A 25298-nucleotide genomic window follows, 5' to 3' on the forward strand; every position below is an offset into this window, starting at 1 on the left:
TTAATTTTTATGCATTTTTACGTTTTAAGAAAATAACTCCACCAACAATTAACAGTAATGCGCCTGCAGCCATAGAGATCCAACTTGTAAGGTCAGCACCTGTTTGCGGTAACCATCCAATTTTAGATTGAATTTCTTTCTTAGATTGTGGTTGCTCTTTTACTTGCTCTTTAGGTTGCTCTGATGTTGGAGTATTTTTATCTTGATTCGGCTGTTCTGGTTTTGGTTGTTCCGGTTTTACTTCTTTAAATTTCACCGTTTGACCCTTATCTTCGATGTCAACGTGAATAGCAACCAAGACATTATCTTGATACAATTCTTCAAACACTACCACTTCTTTACCTTGTAATGCAGATGCATTAAATGTGAAATCGAGTGTGATAGAACCATTTTTTTCTTTTGCAGTAAACTTAGATTCTACTGTTACTTCTTTATCATCAACTAATAATGGTTTTTTTGTTGCTTTATCCATTAGTTTGCCTTTTACAACGTACTCTTTATCCACGATTAAGTCTTTGTATTCCACTTTATCTTGGATTGTTACAGATTTAGAAGCGTCTAACTCTTTAGAACCATCAGCTTTGTTTGTAGCTGTCGTTTTAATAGAAGGCTCTACAAATCGAACTGTTTGACCTACATCGTTAATGTCAGTGTGAGTTGCAATTACTTGACCTTCATGCAATAAGTCTTCAAACACAACTACTTCTCTTCCTTGCTGTTCAGCACCAACGAAAGTAAAGTCTAATGTTACAAAACCATTCTTTTCTTTTGCAATGAACTTAGTCTCTGCTGTTATTTCTTTACCATCAATTAATAATGGTTTGTTAATAGCTTTGTTCATTAATTTACCTTTTACAGTGTACTCTTTACCAACAACTAAGTTAGTATACTCTACTTTATCTTGAATAGTGATAGAATCCTTTGAATGAATCTCTTTTCCATCATCAGCTTTGTTTGTAGCAGTTGTTTTTACTGATGGCTTAACGAACTTAACTGTTTGACCTTTATCATTGATATCAGCATGTGTAGTAACAACTTTTCCGTCTTTCAGTAACTCTTCGAATACTACTACTTCTTTTTCTTCTAAACCAGTTGCATCAAAAGTGAAATCTAGTGTAATAGAACCATTTGCTTCTTTTGGTGTAAACTTAGTTTCAGCAGTTACTTCTTTACCATTTACAACTAATGGTTTATTAGTCTCTTTATCCATTAATTTACCTTTTAAAGTGTACTCTTTACCTACTTGTAGGTCTTTGTATTCCACTTTATCTTGGATTGTTACAGACTTAGAAGTGTGCATTTCTTTTGTACCATCGGTTTTATCAGTAGCTGTTGTTTTTACTGATGGAATCTTTTCATCTTTGACAATATGTTTAATGATTTGACCATTCTCTTTGATCTCAAAAGAGAATATTTCTTCATTCAATACATAACCTTTTGGTGCAACAGTTTCTTTATATGTGTATTTTCCAAATGGTAACTTTTCAAACTTCGCGATACCTTTATCGTCTGTTTTCCCTTTAACTACTTCTTTTCCTGCTTCATTATAAATAGCAAACTCTGCATTCGGAAGCTTATTGTTTCCATCAGCTACATCAACTTTTGTAATTTCTAGATCACCTTTGATAAGATGATTAACTGCTAATAACTCAATAATTTTTCCGTGTTCCTTTATTTCGAACACAATTGGTTCTGTAATAAGAACGTAACCATTTGGAGAAGCCTTTTCTACAAATGAATATTTACCATACGCTAAATCTTTGACGTTAACTTCACCATTTTTATCTGTCTTATATTCCCCAATTACTTTCCCGCTTGCATCTTTTAACTCGAATACTGCACCTTCTAATTTTTTACTGATATCTTCATTATCTACTTTTAGTAATTTCACACTACCTTTCACTTCTGTATTTTCCACTGTAAAAGTAAGTGTTTTATTGTGCTCTTTAATTTCAAAAGGATACTTTGTTTTATTTCCAATATATCCATTAGGTGTTTTTGTCTCTAAGAAATAATATTTACCATACGTAAGACCATCAACATTTGCAATTCCATTTTCTTTTGTTACTACTTTTTTCACTTCTTTTCCATCTTCAGTAAAGACCGTGAATTCAACATTAGGCAACATCTTACCTGAATCACTAAGTTTTTTTATTTCGATGTTACCTTTTACTTTGTTGTTTACTACTTGAACAGCTCCTATTTCCCCTGTCTTAACTTCAATAGTTTGTGGTTTATCACCTGAAACATAACCTGTTGGTGCTTTAATTTCTTTTACTGTGTAGGTACCAATTGGTAGGTTATTTAATTCTGCAGTACCATCAGCACCCGTCGTGATTTTTCCAACTGATTCATTATTTGCATTAAAGACTTCAAATACTGCACCAGCTAATATTTCTCCATTTTCCCCAACCTTTTTAATTTTTAAAGAACCAGCAGCTTCCCAATTTACTGCAAGGTCACTACTAAGCTTTTCCTCATTTCTTTCTAGTAGCACTGTAGCATTCTGAACAGTATCAGTACCGCGATAAGCAATTGCTTGAACTTTAGTTAAATTTGCAGCAACACTTAGATTAAATTCACCTGTTTTTGTATCTTTAGGAATTTGGATACGGAATTTTTCCCCAAGTGAAAGCTGATCTTTCACTTCTCCATTTTCACTAACAATTTTAACTCCATTAGGTGCATTTTTCGCTACTACTTTATAAGAACCACTCTTAGCATTTGTTTGTACTGTGTATAGGTTTGTTTCAAAAAACTCACCCTTTAATTCTGCCTTTTGCTTTTCAGCAGGAATCACATTCATAAAAATATCTTGAGTATCTTCACTTGTATTTGCAGCATTAATAATTGTCTTAGCCGCTTTTTCAACATTTTTATTTTCATGCTTTAATTCATTTACATCAAGTTGACCTAATGCATTCCAAACCGCAAGCTGAGTTGCATAATGTGCTTCATTCTTATTAGCTACTCCCAGTTGTTCTATACTTTTTTGTGGGAAACCATTTAATAGAACCCTATATACTACATTATCTGTTTTCCCCATTTCAGGAAGATCTTCACCATTTGGTGATTTTAAGCCAAGAGTTAAACAATAAGCAATTTGACCGCTTGAATTTTTAATAATTTCAGTTCGAATGTACTTACCTAAACTGTTGCTATAACTCCAGTTCATTGAATACTTTTCATGCGTCATAACCTCCGCATTTGCCTTCGGTAGAAACACATTAAAGAATAATGCTAGTACTGATAATAATGCAAAAACTCTTTTAACAACTCTTCTCCCCAATTTTAAAACCTCCCTAGATAAAATGAACCCGATGTATTATTCAAATATTTAAAATAATCACAACGAAGATATTTCATATTATAAGACATAAAGTTACAAATATTATATTATTTTTACAAATTATTTATTTTCTCAACAACCACTATAAATTATAATATCAAAACATTCCATTTCACAAAAGTAACAATATTAGGATACCTTAACAAAATAAGAAACTTGGTAAAATACTAGAATAACGGTAGTTGGAGTACGGAAACGATTCTTGGCATGAAGGACCACTACAAAGATATTTTAATATGTAAACAGATATTTTCAGATTGAATATATGTATTAATAATGAAATTTTATTGCATTTACACCTGCAATGTTTATATAAAAGATGGTAAATTATGTTTTTATAGGATTTTTTCTATTAGTTTACTGGAAATTTGCATTATTATGTGACAATAAATATCATTGTATTTAATATAAAATGATATAAAAAAAGGGGTACGTGGATAATCATCTGAACTTTCAATTAATTACACTAAAATTAGTAAAAAAGTAACAACGTTATTATGAAGTTCGAATATTGGTCTAAGTAGACTAGCATCTCAATGGTAACCTCTTGAATACTTTTACGTTTTTAAATAAATTAAAATTACAAAAAAATAATAATTTTTAATTTTTTCTTTGTAATTTAATAAGTTACATGTTAATATGGCGAAGGTTATAAAATGGATTTCGCCATACACAATGTTTTTTCGGAATATTCACTCCAGAGAAACGTAACTATTTCAGTAATTTTCTTCATCTTTTACCTATACAAGGGCTACTTTCAATTTTTTTGTTCATAAGTAAAAGTAACTTTTTATTTCTATCTTCCTCATCGATTTTAATATAAATAGTAAAAAAGCACTTTTTCAAGTGCCCTTCCTTTTCTTTTTTAAAGATAGAAAATCTAATAAAATCAAACACCTAGATTAAACACATACATAATCCTACTTACAAACTCTCAGAGAGGTATAAACTATGGGAATTCCTACACTATTATTAAATACATTTATTATTATTATTTGTATCCTTAGTTACCAAGTATTTTGGCTAGAACATAAAGAAAAAATGGCATGTAATAATATATTAATTTCTGTACTTTCCTCCATTACAATTATTTTTTGTATGACTTTTCCTTTTCATTTACACGCTGGGTTCATTTATGATTTACGTTTTATTCCCATTATATTAGTTTTTCTATATGGAAATACAAAGAGCATTATTTGTATTGGAGTTTTATATCTTTCTTATAGATTTTACTTAGGTGGAAGCGGAGTCTTCCCATCATTTATTATCTTTACTATTATTTCTGTTATTACAATCATGTTTCGTTACTTGTCACCTACTTATTTCAAGGAAAAGAAGATATTATTAAGTATTCTACTTATTTTGATATGTACAACTTCCCTTTCTATCTGCGGTATTGTAACGCAAATAAATACAGGTGGTAAAATTGACTCTACTCTCATTGAATTTTTATTCAATTATATAATCATAAATATTTTCACAGTATTATTATCAGTTTATTTAATAGAAGGAATGATCGAGAAATATAAAATAAAAGAAAGAATGCAAAGAGCAGAAAAATTTTATATAGCTAGCGAACTAGCTGCATCGATCGCGCATGAAATTCATAATCCACTGACCACGGTACGTGGATTCACTCAATTACTAAATGAAGATGAGAGTGCTAAGATGTCTCAAGATAAGTACTTAGAAATTATGTTACTTGAAATGCAGCAAATACAATCTACTATTAATAACTATTTATCTTTAACCAAACCACAAAACATTATAAAAGAGGAACTAGATATTAATTACATATTAAATCAAGTGAAAGATAATATTTCACCACTCGCTCTTTCATATAATGTTGAAATAAAACAGCATATTACAACAGATTCCCTTTACATAAATGCTAATACTGAAAAATTAAAAATATGTCTAACCAACATCATACAAAATGGAATTGAGGCTATGAAAAATGGTGGCGTATTACAAATAAATATACAAAAAATAAAAGATAATATTGTAATTGATATTATTGATACAGGAATAGGAATGTCTTCCCAACAAATAAAACGTATTGCCTTGCCATTTTATTCAACAACAGAAAAAGGTACTGGCCTTGGTACTATGATTGCGTACAGTATTATTAAAGAATTAAACGGAGATATAGAGATAGAAAGTGAACTAGGAAAAGGAACACACTTTTCTATCACTATCCCCTGCTAATATAATAGAAGATTTATTTAAATGATATTATTTTGTAACTAATATAACCATATAAAAAGAAGACGTAACTATTCGTCCTCTTTTTATATGGTTCTGGTGCAAAAATGTTAGTTAGAAACATAGAGTAGCAATTTCACAATTTATTCACAAGTACCGTTAAGCGCAAGTTTACGTTAAGTATGCTATTTGCATAATAATGTTTTCAAGAAAAAAGTAGCTGTACTTTTGTGCAGCTACTTTTTTATGCAATAAATCAGTAATAGATATTCGAGCTGCAATAAATGCCCCTTTTATACTTTGAAATGTAATTTGCAAACTACAATTTGACATAACTCTAATAGTATGGGATGTATATTTCTCCATAAAAGCAACTTATTTTTATCTCTTTTAAACAATTTATCATATTATTTTCATCTAATTAGGCACAGAAACGTTTTGCAAAATCTTACTACTTTTAGGAAAAACGTTTTTAGGGTACATTTTAAAATAGCTCTTTTTCTTTGAAATGTTTCTGTGCTTAATATTTAAAATATCTTATGTCAAAATTTCCCGCAACAAATATGTTAAATGATTCATAATTATATATAATATGGAATATTAAAGTTAAATATTCCGTATTATACTCTATTAAATATAGCGTATTTAATTTATTAGTAATTAATTTATTAGTCTAAGTATGAATTATAAAGTATGTTCGTTTAAAATTGTCACAATATAATTTTATATTCGACGTTTTTAATTACTCGTGAAACATTTGCAAATGTTTTAACCGTTATGTATAAGGTAAATATCCCCTCTAAATATAAGATTTACTTAATTTAGATTCTTTCTCTCATAGTCGTAATGTCGAAAAAAGTCGAATTTTTATATTTTTTCTTTATTTTCTAGTTGTAAACGTTTTATTTTCATGTTACCATCTTAATCAAACATTAGATGGTAATAAAACTTAAAGTATTTCTTTCCCTTAGAGACATATAAACGTTCGGTAATACCATGAAAATAAGGCCAAAGAAATATGAGCTACCTAATAAAAGATTTAATAGGATTTTTACCACTTTAATTTTCTGTTAATTCAGAATGTAACACTTTAACATTTTGTCCCTAAACAAAATTTAAATTTTAGTGTGGTAAACTCAAAAAGCTAAATCACCCACCCAAATTAATAAATGATATATCCTGTTATATCTAGCGATCAGTCATGAGAAATAGATTTCTTCCTAAGAAAACTTAGCCCATTAATAAAAAGTGTCTAAATTTCTATCTTTATTACCATCTATTGTTGATAACATATTTACCAACTATAAAAAAGAGCCTATTGAAGGTTCTTTTTATTATAATCATTAGCACTTCAATTATTGATAATCATTGGTGTTGAATCTTTATTCCCTCACCTTATATAGCTTTCTTTTATTAACACTTGAAGACTTATTGAGGTACGGTTCTGATTTTAATTTTTTTTTATTTTTAAGCGACTAATTTCCGAATGATGGGCCATCCACAGTTTTATATCTAATAAAGAAAGAATTATATCTGTTTCAAGTGATATTTTGCTTACCTCCTTCTCTCTTATGGGTTATGTAGATAATATATCTCTTGAATTTGGAGCCTTTAGAACACATAATGGATACCCTAAAAAATGGACTTTATTTTATCTTTATCTTATCTTTACCTTATCTTTAAATTTTTCTATTAAACTTAGCATTTAGAAAAAAATTTTCGAGTCTAAAAAAGCTGGGAAATAGAGAATTATTGAATTTTTTTAATAACCAGCCACCATTGAAAATAGGGTTTCTTGTAAAAGGAGGAGTAATATTTGAAGAATAAGAGAAAAGTACAAACTATTATATTATTCTTTATTAGTATTTTAGGGTTAGGAACAATAATCGGGATACTATATTTTAATGACAAAACCAATACTCAAAAAAATAAAGCGTTTGCTACCGAGGAACGTTTATTGCAATATGAGCCCATCATGAAAAAAGAATTAGAAAAATATAATTTGGGAGAAAAAACAGCAATTTTACTAGGAATTATGTACCACGAGAGTAGGGGTGAGGGCAACGACCCTATGCAATCTTCCGAATCACTTGGATTAAAGCCAAATGAAATCCAAGAGATAAACTTGAGCATTAAACAAGGGGTAAAGCACTTTGTTCAAATGTATAGATATGGAGAAGAAAAAGGTGTTAGCATGGATACAATTATTCAAAGCTATAATATGGGGCCAGGCTATATTGATTTTATTGCCAATCAAGAAGCTAAACAACACTCGGAAGATACAGCTAAACAGTTTTCTAAGTTGAAAGTTGATCAGAATCCAGCTACATACACTTGTGGTGGAAATAAACAAAATTTTAGATATCCATATTGTTACGGTGATTTCACATATACAACAAAAGTGAATGAAAAAGCAAAACTTATTGAAGAACGCCTCCAAAAAAATTAAAATTGTATATATTTGTTTGAAGGAGTTTTCCATTTACTTTTATATGGTTTTTCATCAACTTTTATCCCCTCTTACCATCTAAATGTATATATACAACTATCGTATCATATTTCAATTTAAATACGGCTCTAGTTACATATTTCGCAAGAAATCTATCCAGAATATAAATAAAATCACCATTTTACATGAAATAGTATCCACTTAGCGAATTCATTAGGCATAAAAATAAATGTAGATTCAATAAAAAGAGAGCACCCTCGCTATTGGTGCTCTCAATGTGAATTGGGGTTTATCCTGAGCATTGAATAGGACACGAAGAACTCGTCCTGTTACATAATATTATGCTTGTCCATATTATAATGTGCAATAAAAAAAGCACCCTCGCCCAGGCGCCAAGAGATACATATACGTTGAGGTAACTAACACGTTAGAAAAGGCCCTTCCATATCATTGTATGATTATCAATTATCTTTATACCTAGCAGACTCATTAAATACGTTTAATGTATCATTTCTATTAGTTTAACCATGCCTAATGCCATCCAATTCATGGTTAGTATTCTAAATAGACCAACGATGTATTATAATCCTTTATATATCCAAGGAGGTTTACTATGCTTAATTTTCATAAAACATTCCCCATCTTAGGATTCTTTTGGTTTTTATATAGTTTTATCGGCATCATCTTTTTATTACTATTCCTTAGCGTGTAGTAACAACGCGTATAAATATATGTTTAATGTGTGATTTCTATTATCGGCTTTGTTAACTAACACTTAAATTATTTTAACAGCCTTTTGTTTAATTCCCACAAAGCTGTTTTGTTACTATCCCATTTTAAAAGCGTTACGGCTTCCTCAAAGCACAACCATTTATACTTGAAGTGTTCTTTAGATAATTTAATATTTTTTGTAGGAACTTTAACTCCAAAAGAAAATTCTTTTATTACATAAACATCTTCTCCCCAAAGAAATTCACCAACTACATCCTCTACTGGTAGTGAAGAAACAGAATCTAGTTTTATATATGGACATTCTCTTATAATACCAGCCTCTTCAAACGCTTCCCGTTTTGCTGATTCAATAGGAGTCTCACCATCTTCTCCACCACCAGCTATTCCTTGCCAATAACCATAATCACTTCGATTAAAAATGCCATATTGAATGGAATCATCAGTTTTTATATAAGGAAATATCAATACTTGATACGGCGCTCTCATTGCTTAACCTCCTCTCGAAAAAATATGAACAATTTATTCACTAACTTGCTATTTTAGTAAATAAAGAGCCAACATCAAAATTCTACATTAATAATGCAGGTTTATGGTATCGGCTCTCCATTTTTTAAGAATTTTATTTTTCATAAATAGGTTTACTCTTAACGTGATAAAAACCTGCTTATTTCTTATTTAATTTGCTTAGCGTGTTTTTTTTCGAAATGATGGCGGTATCACATGTTGACTAACCAGTCCAAATAGTCCCTAAAACGGTCGTTTAAGGAACTTTATTTATATCTATCAAAACTGACTGAAATATGTTTAAAATTCAGTTCAAAAACTCATTACCAAAAACAAAGTTTTATATCAAACATCAAATACCGTTTATGGAACACTCTTAATGTACGGAAAACCAAGTTTTTTAAATAAAAAGTTCCTTAGCGTACGAAATTCGCGTTATGTTGGCGGGACCCCATCGCCATCAAGTTAAGGTTTTGAAGTACCCCCTAAACGAAAAAATTCTTTCTCTATAGGGGCACCATATCAAAAAAGAAAATTGTAAGTTTAGACACATTTTAGATAAAAAATAACCGATTCCTTATACGTTAAGGGACCGGTTATTTATTTTCCTACTTTTTTAGGGAGGTTTTTCTTGTAATGGTCTTAAATGATTGATTTAAGGTTATAAACTTAAATCACAAATAAAAGATAGAGTAAACACTATATAAGAAATAAATGTAACGAAAACAAGAAAACATATAAACTGAGCATTAGATACATATTGTTCTATTCTTTTTTTCATTTTAATTAGTATTATTTTTCAGATGTGAAGTATCAATTTGAATTTCACCTTTCCAAGATCCAATTACTTTTCCAATTCTATTTATATTTACATCTAAAGTAAGGGGCTGTTTAAAATCGTCTTTTCCTCCAGTAACTATAACAAATGTAGCAACACCTTCGGGTTTATCATTATCACGAATGCCTACATCATTTAATTTTTTACCTGCTGCCATAAGTTCAAAAGGAAGACGGTCATCTGAATCATGGATAAATGATAGTCTCCCTTCATGTTTAATCTCAGGGTTTTCCTCTTGTTGCCCATTAATTTTACCATCACTTTCGAGCTCTAATCCTGATGTATCAAATTCAAATGGTACTAAACTTCCGTCAGCTTTTTCCATTCTATAATGAACTGATATACGTGAATCTGCGATATATAATTCTTTGAAATGTACAGTAATACCTTGATCTGTAATTTTTTCATCAATAGGAATATATTTACCATTCTTCATCATATCTTGTGTGACATCATTTTCATCTTGTATTCCTTCATTTACAACTTTATCATTTGTAATTGCATCAGAAAAATATGAGGCAACATTTGTAGCCGCTACTTGTACTTGTGGAATCATTGCTGTTGTGAACAGTGCTGCTGCAGCTACTGCTGTATACATGAAACGTTTTGATTTTTTACTCATGTTTGTAAAGAGTCCCTTCTTCTGTTGTTTTTTGTGATTTATATTAGAAACATTGTCTAGCTTGGAACGACTTTCAAATGTTTTCCATGCTTGTTCTATATCAATTTTGATTTCTTGTGGTGAACTTGCAGATTCTTCATCTAGCATTACGTTTTCCCATTGATTTAATTTACTAATTTCTACTAATAAATCTTGGCATGCTTCACATGTATCTAGGTGCTTTGTGAATTCCTTTCTTATATCATGAGAAAGTTCTCCATCAATATATGTTTGAATAAATCCGATATCATAACATTTCATTTGTTATGCCTCCTCCATTTGTTTATAAATCTTGCGAAATTTCATTTTGGCTCGGACCAATAATGTTCCAATAGAAGATATTTCAATTTGAAGTATTTCTGCAATTTCTTTATATTGAAAACCAGAGAATTTCATTAGTAAAAGGGTTCGTTCTCGATCATTCATTTTATTTAGTATCGTTTGTACCTTTGTAATTTCTTCTTTTCTTATCCAATCATCGTCTAATGATGAAACATTTTGTACTTCATGGTATTGTATTTCTTTATCAATCTTCGCTTGTTGCCTTTTTTCAGATCGCAAATGGTTATAAGCTACATAAGTAGAAGATTTAATCAACCATCCAGGTATGTTTTCAATTACTTTCCAGTCGCTACGATATAATTGTAAAAACACTTCTTGTGCTAACTCTTCAGCGATAGATTGATCTTTAACAATCCATATAATCTGCTTCACAGCATAAGCATAGTACTGCTTAAATAAATCTTCAAAAGGTATATCAGAAGCATGACTTTCTTCATTTTCTATGGTTAACATGTTAGTTTAAACCTCACTTTCAATTTGATGCCTGTATTATAGAGAAACCAGAAAAACGGATTTTGTGACAGTTTTTCTGGTTATTTTTTTATTATGTACTAAAAAAAGCATTCATCTGATTAAAAGATAAATGCCAAAAGGGAAATGAAAACATAAAACTATAACTCTTGCAGTAGTTTTCTATTAATGGGGTACCGCCACATCGCTATCAAGCTAAGAAAATACAACTTCAATTATAGTAGAGGTTGTTTCTTTTTTTTTAAAGGCCAAGTGTAGGGAATTTAAAGATTTGCATGCGAAATAAACCCTATCGGGTTTCATTTTTTGAATTAGGCCGCTTGATCATCAGACAGGGTACAATTGTAAACGACACCTAATATATCAAAGACTGTTTTCTTCTCATACCGATGAGATTTCCGCCCGTTTTGCTGTAGGAGTTTGAACAGGCGAAGTAGAATCTTTGATAGCTCTTGGGTGTCTTTCTGTATAGCTTGGAAAAGAAGAAGAAAGTAATCTTTAATCATATATATGGCCTTATATTCACTCAGTTCTCGTTTCTTTTTCATAAGAAGTAATTGCCGCATTTGAAACATAGTAGAAGAACAAAGTAGAATGGCAATCAGTTGTCCATACAAATGGCATTCCAAGCGTTCTCGTTTTATCTTTTTACAATGATGAATATGAAAGAATGATTTCCACGTTTTAAATAAAATCTCGATTTGCCAACGTAAAGAATACCAATCATGTACTTGTCCCATCGGGACAAGATCTATAGGGGTATTTGTCATATATACATTGATACCACTAAGTCGTTTACTACGATCAGAATACTTCATTCCTTTCTTTTTTTCTCTTACAGTTTGATCTTGTAATCGTTTTTGTTGTTGTTCTTTTGTTAGTCGATGAACAATCACACGAGTTGGTACTTTATCATTCACTCCTACATAAGCATCGGAGATTTCACATGTTTGTCCTGGCTGAAGAGAGTTCATTAAGACCTCCATATCTATCTGTATATATTCCGTACCTTTTTTTATTCTTCCATCTCGAAAATAATCAGGGGTGGGATTTTTTTGATAAATACGTGTATTTGACTTGATACGAGAGATATAATAAGCCTTTTTATCTTGTATATGTTGAAGATCTTTCAAATGAAAATACCCGAGATCTCGGATACATAAATCATTTGCTGTCACAGTTGGGACACATAGAGAACCGTAGGTTCGATCATGTTGCTTACCTGGACCTGTATGGATATGTAGGAATTGTCCGCTTAACAGGTCATATTCAAGTTGAATTTTCATCCCAGCAGTATGGCTACATCCTCCCGCTCCAGGATAAATGGGTGAAAATATATCTGGAAGCTGAAATGCAGTTGAATCTAAAATACGAATACGTTTGAAAACAGAGGTGTATGGAGAAGAAATTCGCGTAGATGAAGTTAATTTTTTATTTAGAAGGTTAGTCAATATATGTTGTAAAAACTGAACGGCTGATGTATTAAACCGTTGGTTCAGTCCTTCGGGACTGATGAGTACTTCTGTGGATGCTTCTAAACAGCTAGATAATTGAACTAAAGAGGTTGTAGCGATATTTTGACTCATCCATATACATAAAGCAACTAAATCTTTTGCCTGGTATTTACTGGTTCGTTGTACAAAACCAACATCTCTAGCAAGGTCTCGTAAAACATCTGGAGATAAAAAGCTTTGAATCTCTTGAGCAAATAGCTGTAATTCATCAGATACAGAAATAGACATACAAAAACGCCATCCTTTCCTATGATTCTACAGAAAGAATAGCGTATTTGTTAAGTTACAATAAAGTTCTTTAATTCTTATTGGACTAACGCGCAGTTTAGTGCAATTATCAAAGATAAGGGAGGATTTCCACCTTTACCTTATTTTAACTTTAGCTCTAATATAGGGTATGGACGTCCAGAAGAATCTGTTTCCGTTTCATTTACTATAAAAAAGCCATTATTAATATAGAATTTAGTTGCACTCTTATTGTCTTTATTTACATCAACGGATGTAATATCAAAGTCATTAATTAAAGAATTAATAATAGCTTTACCGTATCCTTTACCTATTTTATTAGGTTTTAAAAATAACATTTCTAAGTGTTGTTTATTTATAGCAGAAAAGCCAATTAAATCCTCTTTCTCATACCATAACTGGACATTAAGATGTGGGAAATATGAGGGTATTTCTTTTTTAAACTCTTCTCTATCGGTATCTCTTAAAAAGTGATGAGTAGCTAAAACCGACTCTTCCCATATATTCAAAATTGTATCATAATCTTTTTGATTTGCTTTTCTATATATCATGAATATCTCTCCTTTAGTTTTAAATTATCAACTCCTTCCCAATAAGTATTTTATGATTTTCATGTTATATAGCCACGAACTTAAAATGTTCATTAATAAAACCTCCAAATAAACATTTATTCAAATGAATTACAATATTAAATATTTATTATTTAGTCAATAACTTTATTATTGATTTTTGAGTACAAATACCTTTAAAAGGATAGAAATTAAACAACTTTAAGGAGCTTTATTACGATACAATGTAGCAAATTTCTTGTATTTTTTATATCTAAGTTTAATAACTTTATTATCACTTTACAGTATTTTTTCATTTTAGGGGGTATTTTGTTTTTTTAGCTTGATAGCGATGTGACGCTACCCCATAAGCTATATTTTTTAAATAAATTATCTTAAACTCAATGTTTTTTTCGCAAATTTATTGTTACAATATAAATTGTAACGGTTACATAAAGTTAAATAAGACTTGTGGTATTAAGTCAAGTATATGATTGATAAAAACTAGAGAAGAATTTCTAAAAAAGAGCGCAGGAAACTAAACCTTAGGAATACGCAGAACGTTAGTTCGTATTTTTAGGTGGGAAACATGAATGTTTGTTCATATCCCTAAAGCCGCCTTGAAAGGATATCAAAAGCAGTAGTTAGCTCTTGATTTACACGCTCCTTTATGGCATGTAGAGTTGGTGGTTGCGTAGTAGCACATCCACCAGACGCACTAGTTTTCTCGCTGTTAAGACAAGGGCTCTTTTATGTTTGTATTTCGGAACTTCATCATATTTCTTTAAATAATAAGCACGGTAAGTAGCTTCACGAAGTTGTACAGAGTTGGCAGCTTCAACCATGTAATAACGAAGATACTGGTTTCCCGTTCGTGTCATGGGTGTTCGTTCCGATTCAAAGTTTCCAGATTGCGATTTTTTCCAGTAAAGACCGGTGTATTTGGCCAATTGTGCTTCGTTCTCAAAGCGTTCAATTTGTCCAACTTCCGCAATGATTCCCGCGGCGTATACGACTCCAATGCCTGGAACACTTGTTAAATATCTCGCTTCTGGAATGGCTTCGAATAAAGCAGTAATGCTTTTTTCTATCTCTTTGATTTGTTTTTTCAATGTTTGAATCAATCGTGCATAAGTGGCTAATACAACGTCCACAGAGTCTTGAACGACCTTACCTAGTCGGTAGGAGTCACGTATGGCTTTCTTGATGGTTTTCGCTAAATCTTCCGGGTCGCTAAAGCGTCCTTTCCCCTTTTTCTGAAGAAGAGTAGCGAGTGCTTCTAGATCCATTTCTGCGATTTCATCCAACGAAAGGGAATCTGAGAGTATTTCCATCATCGTCGCACCAAAAACAGAGGTATTTAACTCTTTCGATAACGTATTACATTTGTAGTAAAGGTTCTCCAGAAAGTGTTGCTTACATTCTGTTTGCTGGTGAACGAGTTGATATCTAGATCGTGTTAAACGTTGAAGGGCAACGTATTTTTCCTCCTTGATAAGAAACTTATTATACCGCCCGATTCGTAAAAAATCGGCAATACGGAAAGCATCTATTTTATCGGTCTTATCTTCTTCAAAGAGTTTTTTATACCGATGGATGGCTTTTGGATTTTGTACGACCACTTCCACGTCTAAAGCCCTCAAATCCTTATCTTCCGTTAGGAACATGGAAGGATGGAAACTATAGACGGAAGTAGATTCCATGCCAATGACAATTTTTTCATAGTTGTACAACTGGTGAAAATGGAGAACATCCTCCTTAATGGCGTTGGCACCATTCACATCGTTTGAAAGACAAATTTCTTTCAAAACAGTGTCATGACTGTCAAGAAAACATACATCAAGTTTTTCAGAGCTTACATCAATAGCTACGAATAATCTCAAAGAAAGGACCTCCTTTCTTTGAATAGTATTTGGAATGAGCTTGGATACTGTGGGATCTCCCTAGAGTCCAAAACATAGCCACAACCTCGCGTATGAGTATTCAATGATTGCCTTCACCTAAGCTGCCCTCCCACCACTATGAGAGGTAAGTGAAGGAAACCGATACAGCTTGTGCGTATGCAGTGCATTTTGGTCTGGGTCACAGTCTTTTAACGTGGTCGAACTACAGGAGGAGTAAGCATATTCCCGATGGATCCATTTCCATACTTCCATTATCTGGGAAAATCCCCCATTATCCAAGACTAAATTTTACCCATACATCATTTTTTTGATGTAGCTCTTGAAGATAAAAACTATTTAATTTTCAAGGAACAGTTATTAACTTAAAACTTATTATACGAGGAGGGTGTATCATGAAAAAAATATGCTTTGTATTAATTGTCGACGCTGGTATAAATTATGGTTCAATATTTTCTCTACCATTTTTAAGGAATCAGGATGATTTGAAGGGATATTTTTCTAAGTATTATGATGTTTCAATTAATTATATTAGGGATAAAAACTCAATTGACTATTTGGTAGTTCCCAAACCATGTCCACCTTTTGATAATGAAAATAATCTTCCAATAATTGAAGTACCAGCAATCTTATTTATGGAAAAGGATTTTGAAAAAATAAAGACTTATATAGACAATTATTTTTCTAATAACTCATAAAGAAAATAAAAGTACAGTAAAAAGAAGTCCGATAAAAAACGAGTGGCGTAGAATATTTCTATTAATCATTCGTTTTTTATTATATTTACATATATTTTTTAAAAGAGGATTATAGACGTTCTGAAAAAAATTAATTATAACAAGAACAGTGTTCGTGCTACTATCTACGGTTATTTTTTGGGTTCTGGTGCAAAGATAAAATAAAAGAGAATATAGCGCATATATTTCGAGCGGAATTGTATTTTATGCTGTTAGCCCAAACAATTGATGGATGAATTCTTTCTGATTTTGGACAGACTGGTCCCGTAAATCAATCTGTTCTTTTTTAATCATATGCATGGCTTCAACACCACTCAATATAGAAGTTGCAGTTTTAAATGACTTAAACCCCAACATAGGATGCACACGTTTCTTAATAAAACGATGATCTTGTTCCACTATATTATTGAGATATCTAACTTGTCTTAGCTTTATGCCTTCAGGCATATGTTTTTCTTCTTTCAACGCTTAAATTGCTACAGGATAGGCAGGGTTCTTATCTATTGTTATCACGCGAGGTTTAGAAACGTACGAAAAAGTCAGGGCTTTCTTGAAAAAACACTTGGCGGCTTGTTTATCTCTTGATTTACTTAGATAAAAATCAATGGTATTCCCTTCTGAATCAACGGCACGATATAAATACATCCATTGCCCTTTTACTTTAATATAGGTTTCATCGACTCTCCATGAATCATTTGTTGATTTTAGATGATGTCGTACTTTCTCTTCTAGTTGAGGTCCATATTGATGAACCCAGCGCATAATCGTTGTGTGAGCAATGGATAATCCTCTTTCCTCCATCATTTCCACCAGGTTACGGAAGCTCAAATTGTACCTTAGGTACCACCTTACTGTTAATAAGATTAGTTCCGGCTGATAATGCTTCCATTTGAACAAATTTCTCTTTTCCATACCGATCACACACCTTTTTTAGAGTAATACTATCAGTATGTCCAAGTTTAGGAGATTACTGGCAAGAGCTTTAGAGTTTTTGCACCAGAACCTATTTTGGTTCTGGTGCAAAAAATAATGTCATTGTGTACACTGAAATTATGCATAAAAAGTACGTCACTCTTTCTCGTTAATATAAAAGAATAGTAACGTGCTTTTAACTTTAAAAATAGCCTAAATGCTTAAGTTGATGGCGATGGGGTACCGCCACATCGCTATCAAGCTAATAAAAAAGAAATGCCCCCTAGAATGAAAAAAACGCCATCCTTTCCTATGATTCTACAGAAAGAATACCGTATTTTTTCATTTTAGGGGAATAATTAATCTCTTAAGTTGATGAGCATGCAGCAAGCCCCTTTAAAGGTAATATTGTGGTACCAGGCTGCCCTCTATACTGAAAAGGTAATATCACAACTCAAACTGCTATATTTATTTCCTGTCGAATACACTCTTTTTTATTAGCACGTTTCCATAAATATATGGTGTAGAAGAATAAAATTACAATAATAATATATGCAAAAAGCGACGAGGCTTGAACATTCCCCATAAAATTAAAGAAATTATTAAAAGTGTGGAAAGTAATGGTGATAATAATTGATTGCTTATTTACGATAAGTAAGGACAGAACAAGTCCAACTAAAAATGCATATATGATTTGTAAAATGGTATCTTCAATAGACTGCCCACCAATTAGTTGTAATAAATGGGTGATACCAAACAAAAAACTTGAAATCAAAACTGATTTTTTTATCCCCTTTGAAAACAACATTTTGAGCATAAATCCCCGAAAAAAGATTTCCTCAATAAATGCAACAACAAAAAATCGCATGATAAACATAAAAAATAAGTCAGATACCGATGTGGTGAGACCCCATAAAGAAAAGACACCCTAAGGTGCCTTCCTCCGACTTGAACCACTTTAATTTAATAATATGTATTGGACATTAAGTAAACACGTCCTATAAAACAGAATCATTTATTTTCAACAGATTGTTAGTGTACAAATACAAGAGAATCGAGATCGTTTGTTTGGCTAGATTAAAGCAACGCCACACCACACCTATATGGTTGAGATGTGTTACGCCTTCTAATCGGAGAATCAGCTTTATAGAACGTGTCCACAATTTATATTTTACTACATGTAATATTTATTTTATGTAATTTTTACAAATATGTATAATTACATAAAATTTACGAGAAAAAGAGAGTATACTTTGATATTGTGTAATAAAGATAAGGCCCACCTACGGAAATAGGTGGGTTTTTTGTTGGGCATTACTATCTCATTGCACAAACGGGAATTTGCATTAAAATAATATCATATTCTTAGAGTTCTTATATTGAGAAAAAAGACACTCTTATGAGTGCCCCTTTTTTTAGTAACCGAATCCGCCGCTACCGCCGCCCCAACAACTACATCCTATAATGTTTAACAGGATGAATAGAACGATCAGTAAAGCAAATCCGCCACCTAACTGTCTACGCTTAAAGACTAAAGTTACCTTTAGCCCTCCAAGACTCGCTACGAGCGAATGGCTAGTTCTTAATCGACGGGAATCCCACCCGTTATATGATGCGACCTAGGCTCGGCCGCACACCTGCCTCGTTAGTTAATATGAAAATGAAACCCAATGTCTTTCAGGCGAAAGTATAATCTTGGTTTGGAAATATACAACTGTTTGGACATAAAAAAGACCATCGAAATGATGATCTTGCAGACTGTAGACAAATGCATAAAATAACGAATGAACCTTTCTCTGAACACTTACTTTACTTCTTTCATAAATAGTCTAACGTTTTCAGCGATTTCTTTGAATTTGGTATGGTGTAAATAATGTGATCCATCCATGGTTACTACTTTTCCATGTACCGAGTCTTTGATCTGCCCTTCATGCAGAGGTATCCATCCTGCTACATCTTCATTATTCGCTTGTACAAAGAGAAGAAGTGGAAGATATTTAGGGAAGATTAAACCTTGAGCACCTTTAAAATTAGACGAAATATGGTCCATCTCATTCAAGGTTGTTTCATTATACATGTTTTTATTCGAAATCATTTTCATTTGCTCTACGGTTTTTTCATCAAATGCCAGTCCAGCATAGGGGTCAGCACTGATTTTCATAGCCAATCTTAAGAGACCTGATTTTTTGAGATATGCAAACGTTTTTAATGGGAAATTGATATCCATACCCGGTTGTGTTGCAACACTGCTATCGATTCCGACAAATGCAGTCACCTCGTTTGGATATTTGTTCACATAATCAATTCCATAAATGCCTGTAATGGAGTGGCCCATGAGCATGTATCTGTTAATATTAAGCTGCTGTAGAGCTTCATGAACTTCACTTACCATATTCTCCGTGGTTCGCTCTTTTACAGTTTCATCACTTAATCCATAACCGAAAGGCTCTACCGCAACAACTTTGTAAAATGGAGATAATTCATCGATAAGAAGCTTAAAATCAAGCCCTGGAGTAGCTGTTCCATAACCAGGCAGGAGCACGATCGTTTCCTCGCCCTCGCCTTGAATTAACACATTCATGTTTTTCCCGTCTACAGATACGTGCTGCCCGTAGGGCACTATTCGTTTTTGCTCCGAATGACTACTTATCACATTTACGATATAAACAATACCTAAAAAAAGTACAATGGCTAGAACGATTGCTCCTATGGTTTTAAGTAAGATGTTTCGCACTTTCTTTATTTTCATTCCACTCAGCGTTTTCTTTTCCTCTTGTTGTGTCACTGTCATCTTCTCCTGTCCTGATCTGTTTGCCTTCCTTCATGTGCCTGTAATGAAAACTTAACCAATGAAGATGTACTCACCATGACGACAATATGAACTGAATATGAACTGCCCAAAAAAATGCTACGGCTCTATATGCAAGTAAGCTTGCATATGAGTCGTAGCATAGAGAATGAATCTAACTAATCTGTTGGTGTAGTGATTGGCAAGGTGACAATGAAGGTCGTTCCTTGACCAAGTTCACTTTTCACTCGGATGTCACCTTGATGAAGCGACACGATCTGTTTAACGATAGCGAGTCCCATACCACTTCCGTCATACTTACGACTGTGGGAACGATCGGCCTTAAAAAAACGCTCGAATATACGCTTCTGGTCGTCAAGGTGAATACCAATACCAGTGTCGGATATTAGGATTGTCACGTTTTTGATATCTTGTTTGATGCTTACGTTAATCACGCCGGCATCCTCGGAAAATTTGATGCTATTTCTGAGGATATTCGTCCATACCTGATTTAACAGGTCATGATCAGCCGTTACTTTAACTGTCTGTAAATCAAGCTCGAAATGTATATCGCGAGCAGACCATTGTGGCTGGAGCGCCACGATTATCCGTCGGATTTGTTCATCGAGGCTGAGCGTGACGAGCCGCAGTTGCTTTGACTGCGATTCAAGAAAACTCAGCTTTAGCAGGTTATCGCTCATTTTGGACATCCTTTTCGCTTCAGCGATGATAATATCAAGATAACGGCTTCGTTCGTATTCTGAAAGGTCAACTTGCTTAAGCACTAGAGCATAACCGGATATCGAAGTGAGCGGAGACTGAACCTCGTGCGACACGTTCGTTACGAATTCCCTGCGCATCTGCTCGAGTTGCTGCAGATCGTGCATCATTTCTTCGAAGCTGCGAGCCAAAGTACCCAGCTCACTCGTTTGCTTAATATTCAACTTGACGTTGAAATCTCCAGATGCTATCCGCCTGGTCGCTTTTGTCAGCTTTTTTATCGGTCTTACCAGGAATACAGAGGCAACTAGAATCAATAAGCTTCCTGCAATCAACGAACATGTTGCAAAGACCAATGCCCACTTTGTGACAAAAGAGGCTGAAGGAGGGGCGAGCGCTTCCAAAAATATCGCTTTCGTTCCCATTTCCGTTTTCAACGGCAACCCTAAGAGGACCGTGGCAATACCATTAGGAGTGTCCTGAACAACACCTCCATCTAATACTTTCTTTAGTTGCTCCATCGTCACAGGCGCAGGTTTGTGTCCGTGAAGTTTACCGTAAGACTTGAACTGACCCGTTGCTTCGTAAATTCGAATATAATAAGAATCGAGCTGCTTCATTTCACTTACGAACAAGTCCGCTTCACGTAACGGAAAGGTCTTGTAAATCCGGACGATGTCTTGGCCAAAGTTACGTGAGTTGATTTGAGCGTTTTCGTTCAATTTATCTTCGAATATCCAAGTTGACACAAAAAAAGAAATGATCGTGCCTCCGATGATGGAGACTAAAAATGTCAGGACAACACGTATATATAAGGATCTGATCATTCATAAACCTCAAGCCGATACCCAAGCCCGCGCACCGTTTCGATCCGAAAATCGGGTGTTGTCGCGAACCGTTCACGCAGCCGTTTAATATGTACGTCTACCGTTCGATCATCTCCGGCGTAATCGATACCCCAAATCTGATCGATCAACTGCACGCGCGTATAGACTTGTCCAGGTGTTCCAGCGAGCTTATACAGCAATTCGAACTCCTTTAGCGGCAACGTAAGCGACTCCGTCCCTTTCATCACCTTATAGGTCTGTCGATCAAGGATGACGTTCCCTAAATGGATCGTCTGCGTGGAGCCAATCTTGTATCGTTTGAGTAGTGCCCTAACACGAACCGTCAACTCTAACGGATCGAATGGTTTGGTTAAATAATCGTCCGTCCCAAGTTCGAAACCTTTCACTTTCTCCCATGTTTCTCCTCTCGCAGTCAGCATAAGTAAAGGTAGATCAGGATTGGCTCTTCGGAGCTCCTTGCTTAACGTCCAACCATCCATAATCGGCATCATAATGTCAAGTACGACAAGATCGACATTCGTTGAGATGTAGACGGCCAGTGCTTCCTTGCCGTCCGCTGCTTCAGCTGTTGCGAATCCGTCGTTGCGTAGAAATAAACAGACGAGTTCGCGAATGTTCGCATCGTCGTCAGCAACTAGTATAGTAGGCATCGGTTCCCTCTTTCCCCTGTTTTCCACCGCATTATTTCAAGCAATCATTATACTATAAATTAACACGTATGTTGATTAACCAAAGTAATACAGTTTCTTGATTTATCGACCTGTAGAATTCAAGTGTTTCTTTCAAACTAATTTGCCACTCAATTGACAAGGCTTCACAAAGAAACAGGCATGTGAAACCTGCAAATGACAAGCGTTTATTTTGTCTTTTGGCCTTGTGCACGAAGAAATTTCAGCAAAGCATAGGCAATTATAGCTGTGAATAACTGATTGAACAACGCATTGGATGTTGTGCCAAACAATACGGGAACGTTCAAATTCAGCTAAATCCAGCGGAAAAATGATTCAATTGCCCAGCGCGATTTGTACATGGCGGCGATTCCTTCGGACAGATAGATTGATAGAACGCATATTCCCCAAACTACTCCAGTAATTACATCATCTGAAATAACACGTCCCATACTCACTAATTATTTTTCATCAAATGTGTATGGCGTATCAACTTTGATTGCACATTCGTTCCAAATCATTACTTGTTAATTTAAGTGAATTCCATCATAAAGATTCATATAGGTTTAGTAATTAGTCAAAGTTATTAGGGTGTTCTGTCGTACAATTTATATATCACTATATAATCACCTCCTGATTTTTGTATATTATAGTTCTACATCGACACATAATATATAACTTTTTCTCATTGCTTATTGAATTAATCTGCTCCGTTCAAGAAGAACCATATCAGTTTAAATAACTCAGATTTTGACAAAATTAAATTGATTCAAATGATACCCACCTTTTAGTAATCTCAGAAAATTTCTTAGTCGCGAGTGAGGTTGGTTTTCTTATAGCTAATCCAATAGTTCGATAGCTATCACTTTCAAGTGGAATGGCTGCAAAAGAAATTTTTGATGTCGGTATAATCATTTCTGGCAATATACTAATTCCTAGATTATTCTCCACCATGGAGATCACTGAGTATTCATTCATATTTTCGAATCGAATATTGGGGCTAACTTTATTCTCCCTAAATATTTTTTGAATATCATCATAACACTGATATGTTGGCATAATAAAAGGTACATTTTCTATTTGTTGCATTGATACTTGGTTTTCCTTACATAATGGGGATTGGTTAGATACAACACATAAAAGTCGATCCCTCTTCAATTGTACGATTTCAAAGGATTTTTCAAATGATTCAAAGTAAGTATCATTATTAATAAATCCACAATCTAATCTCCCGTTTTGTAACCAATTCTCAACCTCAGCATAGTTTCCTTCCAGTAATTCGATTTCAATATTTGGAAACTTTTCCTCCATTTTTTTAAGAATACCAGGAATCCAGTTTTTAGAAATACTCGAAAAAACCCCCACTCTTACTGTTCCTTTTTGGAACCCATTGATAGCGGCTACTTCCTGCTTCAGCATGTTGTTATAGTATAAAATTTTCCGAACGGTAATTAAAAGCTCCTCTGCATTTTTGGTCAATGTTAAAGTAGAGTGATTACGAATAAATAAAGGAAAGGAAAACTCTTTTTCCAAACTGCTAATTGCATGACTTACAGCAGATTGGGTGAAACCTAACACTTCTGCAGCTTTTGTAAAACTATTGAGTTCTGCCACTTTGTTAAATATTTCATATTTTGTTAAAGTCACTATGGTCCTCCTCATGAATTTTATTCATGTCTCCATTATATTTCTTCGTTTTATTTAATGCCATTACCAACATACAATAAGTGCATGCTCTATTATATGACCCTTGACAAGGGATGTATTTTTTATGGAAGGATGAAGTGAAATGCAAAAAATTTTAGTTACAGGTGCTGCAGGTAAGATTGGCCAAGATGTTACAAGATTCCTAGATAAGCAAGGGAATTACCAGTTACGACTAGCAGATATTAACTTATCTGCTTTAGAAACTTTTAAAGATACAAATCATGAAATCGTATATTTAGATGTTTCTGATTTAGCTGCTTGTCAAGAATTTACGAAAGGTATAGATATAGTTATACACTTGGCAGGTAATCCTTCGCCAAATGCTGATTTTTATGGCTCCTTATTAGAAAATCATATAAAGGGAACCTATAATATTTTTAGAGCTGCTAGTGATAATAATGTATCCAAAGTGATAGTTGCTTCCAGTGCTCAAACAATTGAAGGCTATCCTTTGGATTATCAACCACATGCTTATTCACCCACGAGACCCAAAAATATGTACGGGGTAAGTAAGTGTTTCGCAGAGGCTGTTGCTTCTTACTTTGCTTATGAAGAAGGGTTACAAAGTCTTGCTATTCGTATAGGTGCATATGATGATTATAATCCATATGGTAAACCACTAACAGCTAGAGATATGAGTGCATACTTAAGCCCAGAAGATTTTATGGACCTTCTCTTAAAGTCGATGACGGCAAAGAACTTACCTCCATTTTCAATTTTACATGGTGTATCTAACAACAGGTTTAAACGAATTGATATTGAAGGAACAAGAAAGTTAGTTGGTTATAGCCCAAGTTCTGATGCTTTTGTACTAAGTGGTATTAAGTTCTTTGATTCTTGATAAAGGCATATCTAGAAAAGAGATTATATTATTGTTATTTAGCTTTTATTTGTTCTATTTTCAATAACTGCAGTTTCTATAATCATAATATCCCAATTTTATCAGATAGAGCACACTATTCTTCTGCCTCATTTGTGGAACAACTCTATTGTCACCACTAGTTCCACAGATGTTCTTTTCCTTTTCAACATAATGGGGTAGCACCACATGGCTATCAACCTAAAATTTTATAGTATCCCCAAAACGAGAAAATTGGCATCTCCAGATAAAAATATACATTTTTTGTTTTTGGGATACTAGTTTCATTAGCTTGATGG

General features: G+C 33.4%; 16 protein-coding genes and 4 pseudogenes. 4 read left to right on the forward strand and 16 right to left on the reverse strand.

The window, feature by feature from the left end:
• Positions 1–7 precede the first annotated feature (7 nt).
• Positions 8–3289 carry a VaFE repeat-containing surface-anchored protein gene (locus MKY70_RS17630; protein WP_088031854.1) on the reverse strand — a complete coding sequence of 1094 codons (3282 nt, stop codon included), beginning with the start codon at positions 3287–3289 and terminating at the stop codon, positions 8–10.
• A 1011-nt stretch (positions 3290–4300) separates the two neighbouring features.
• Here MKY70_RS17630 and MKY70_RS17635 point away from each other — a divergent pair.
• Complete coding sequence (locus MKY70_RS17635; RefSeq protein WP_088031855.1) at positions 4301–5557, forward strand: ATP-binding protein; 1257 nt, start codon at positions 4301–4303, stop codon at positions 5555–5557.
• Between the two features lie 168 nt (positions 5558–5725).
• Here MKY70_RS17635 and MKY70_RS17640 read toward each other — a convergent pair whose 3' ends face one another.
• Positions 5726–5887, reverse strand: a complete 162-nt coding sequence (locus tag MKY70_RS17640; protein WP_162181135.1) for a hypothetical protein — start codon at positions 5885–5887, stop codon at positions 5726–5728.
• A 1483-nt stretch (positions 5888–7370) separates the two neighbouring features.
• Here MKY70_RS17640 and MKY70_RS17645 point away from each other — a divergent pair.
• On the forward strand, positions 7371–8003 hold the full coding sequence (locus MKY70_RS17645; protein ID WP_002035240.1) for a lysozyme family protein: 633 nt from the start codon (positions 7371–7373) through the stop codon (positions 8001–8003).
• Between the two features lie 780 nt (positions 8004–8783).
• On the opposite strand, the gene MKY70_RS17650 is transcribed toward MKY70_RS17645, so the two are convergent.
• From MKY70_RS17650 to MKY70_RS17675, 6 genes are all read right to left on the reverse strand, one after another.
• Positions 8784–9221 (reverse strand): NUDIX hydrolase, encoded by a 438-nt coding sequence (locus tag MKY70_RS17650; RefSeq protein WP_002066317.1) that lies wholly within the window; start codon positions 9219–9221, stop codon positions 8784–8786.
• A gap of 800 nt (positions 9222–10021) precedes the next feature.
• Positions 10022–10999, reverse strand: a complete 978-nt coding sequence (locus MKY70_RS17655) for a DUF4179 domain-containing protein (protein WP_088032131.1) — start codon at positions 10997–10999, stop codon at positions 10022–10024.
• Between the two features lie 3 nt (positions 11000–11002).
• Entirely contained in the window at positions 11003–11533 is a 531-nt protein-coding gene (locus MKY70_RS17660) for an RNA polymerase sigma factor SigX (protein WP_002190245.1), read from the reverse strand.
• A gap of 329 nt (positions 11534–11862) precedes the next feature.
• Positions 11863–13293, reverse strand: coding sequence for an IS4 family transposase (locus tag MKY70_RS17665; RefSeq protein ID WP_341025396.1), 1431 nt, complete (start codon positions 13291–13293; stop codon positions 11863–11865).
• Between the two features lie 140 nt (positions 13294–13433).
• Positions 13434–13862, reverse strand: coding sequence for a GNAT family N-acetyltransferase (locus MKY70_RS17670; RefSeq protein WP_107888341.1), 429 nt, complete (start codon positions 13860–13862; stop codon positions 13434–13436).
• A gap of 665 nt (positions 13863–14527) precedes the next feature.
• Positions 14528–15742: an IS110 family transposase gene (locus tag MKY70_RS17675; RefSeq protein WP_002148946.1), complete on the reverse strand. Its 1215-nt coding sequence runs from the start codon at positions 15740–15742 to the stop codon at positions 14528–14530.
• A gap of 413 nt (positions 15743–16155) precedes the next feature.
• Between MKY70_RS17675 and MKY70_RS17680 the strand changes: the two genes are divergently transcribed.
• On the forward strand, positions 16156–16458 hold the full coding sequence (locus MKY70_RS17680; RefSeq protein ID WP_341074542.1) for a hypothetical protein: 303 nt from the start codon (positions 16156–16158) through the stop codon (positions 16456–16458).
• A 243-nt stretch (positions 16459–16701) separates the two neighbouring features.
• Here MKY70_RS17680 and MKY70_RS17685 read toward each other — a convergent pair.
• The 8 genes and pseudogenes from MKY70_RS17685 to MKY70_RS17720 form a co-directional block, all read right to left on the reverse strand.
• A pseudogene (locus tag MKY70_RS17685) lies at positions 16702–17409 on the reverse strand (IS6 family transposase).
• Positions 17410–17863: 454 nt separating this feature from the next.
• Positions 17864–18313, reverse strand: a pseudogene (locus MKY70_RS17690) (lysostaphin resistance A-like protein); the annotation flags it as partial.
• A gap of 511 nt (positions 18314–18824) precedes the next feature.
• A pseudogene (locus MKY70_RS17695) lies at positions 18825–18920 on the reverse strand (YjcZ family sporulation protein); the annotation flags it as partial.
• A gap of 293 nt (positions 18921–19213) precedes the next feature.
• Positions 19214–20194 (reverse strand): alpha/beta hydrolase, encoded by a 981-nt coding sequence (locus MKY70_RS17700; protein ID WP_088032318.1) that lies wholly within the window; start codon positions 20192–20194, stop codon positions 19214–19216.
• A 182-nt stretch (positions 20195–20376) separates the two neighbouring features.
• Positions 20377–21744 carry a sensor histidine kinase gene (locus tag MKY70_RS17705; protein WP_088032320.1) on the reverse strand — a complete coding sequence of 456 codons (1368 nt, stop codon included), beginning with the start codon at positions 21742–21744 and terminating at the stop codon, positions 20377–20379.
• Positions 21741–22415 carry a response regulator transcription factor gene (locus MKY70_RS17710; RefSeq protein WP_001142154.1) on the reverse strand — a complete coding sequence of 225 codons (675 nt, stop codon included), beginning with the start codon at positions 22413–22415 and terminating at the stop codon, positions 21741–21743. The genes MKY70_RS17705 and MKY70_RS17710 overlap by 4 nt, the downstream gene beginning before the upstream one ends.
• Before the next feature lie 386 nt (positions 22416–22801).
• Positions 22802–23045, reverse strand: a pseudogene (locus MKY70_RS17715) (GNAT family N-acetyltransferase); the annotation flags it as partial.
• A 147-nt stretch (positions 23046–23192) separates the two neighbouring features.
• Positions 23193–24080, reverse strand: a complete 888-nt coding sequence (locus MKY70_RS17720) for a LysR substrate-binding domain-containing protein (RefSeq protein WP_002142572.1) — start codon at positions 24078–24080, stop codon at positions 23193–23195.
• A 142-nt stretch (positions 24081–24222) separates the two neighbouring features.
• Between MKY70_RS17720 and MKY70_RS17725 the strand changes: the two genes are divergently transcribed.
• Positions 24223–24981 carry an NAD-dependent epimerase/dehydratase family protein gene (locus MKY70_RS17725; protein ID WP_061675664.1) on the forward strand — a complete coding sequence of 253 codons (759 nt, stop codon included), beginning with the start codon at positions 24223–24225 and terminating at the stop codon, positions 24979–24981.
• The last annotated feature ends 317 nt before the right edge of the window (positions 24982–25298 follow it).

The organism is Bacillus sp. FSL R9-9492, assembly GCF_038007365.1.
GTDB classification, from domain to species: domain Bacteria; phylum Bacillota; class Bacilli; order Bacillales; family Bacillaceae_G; genus Bacillus_A; species Bacillus_A mycoides.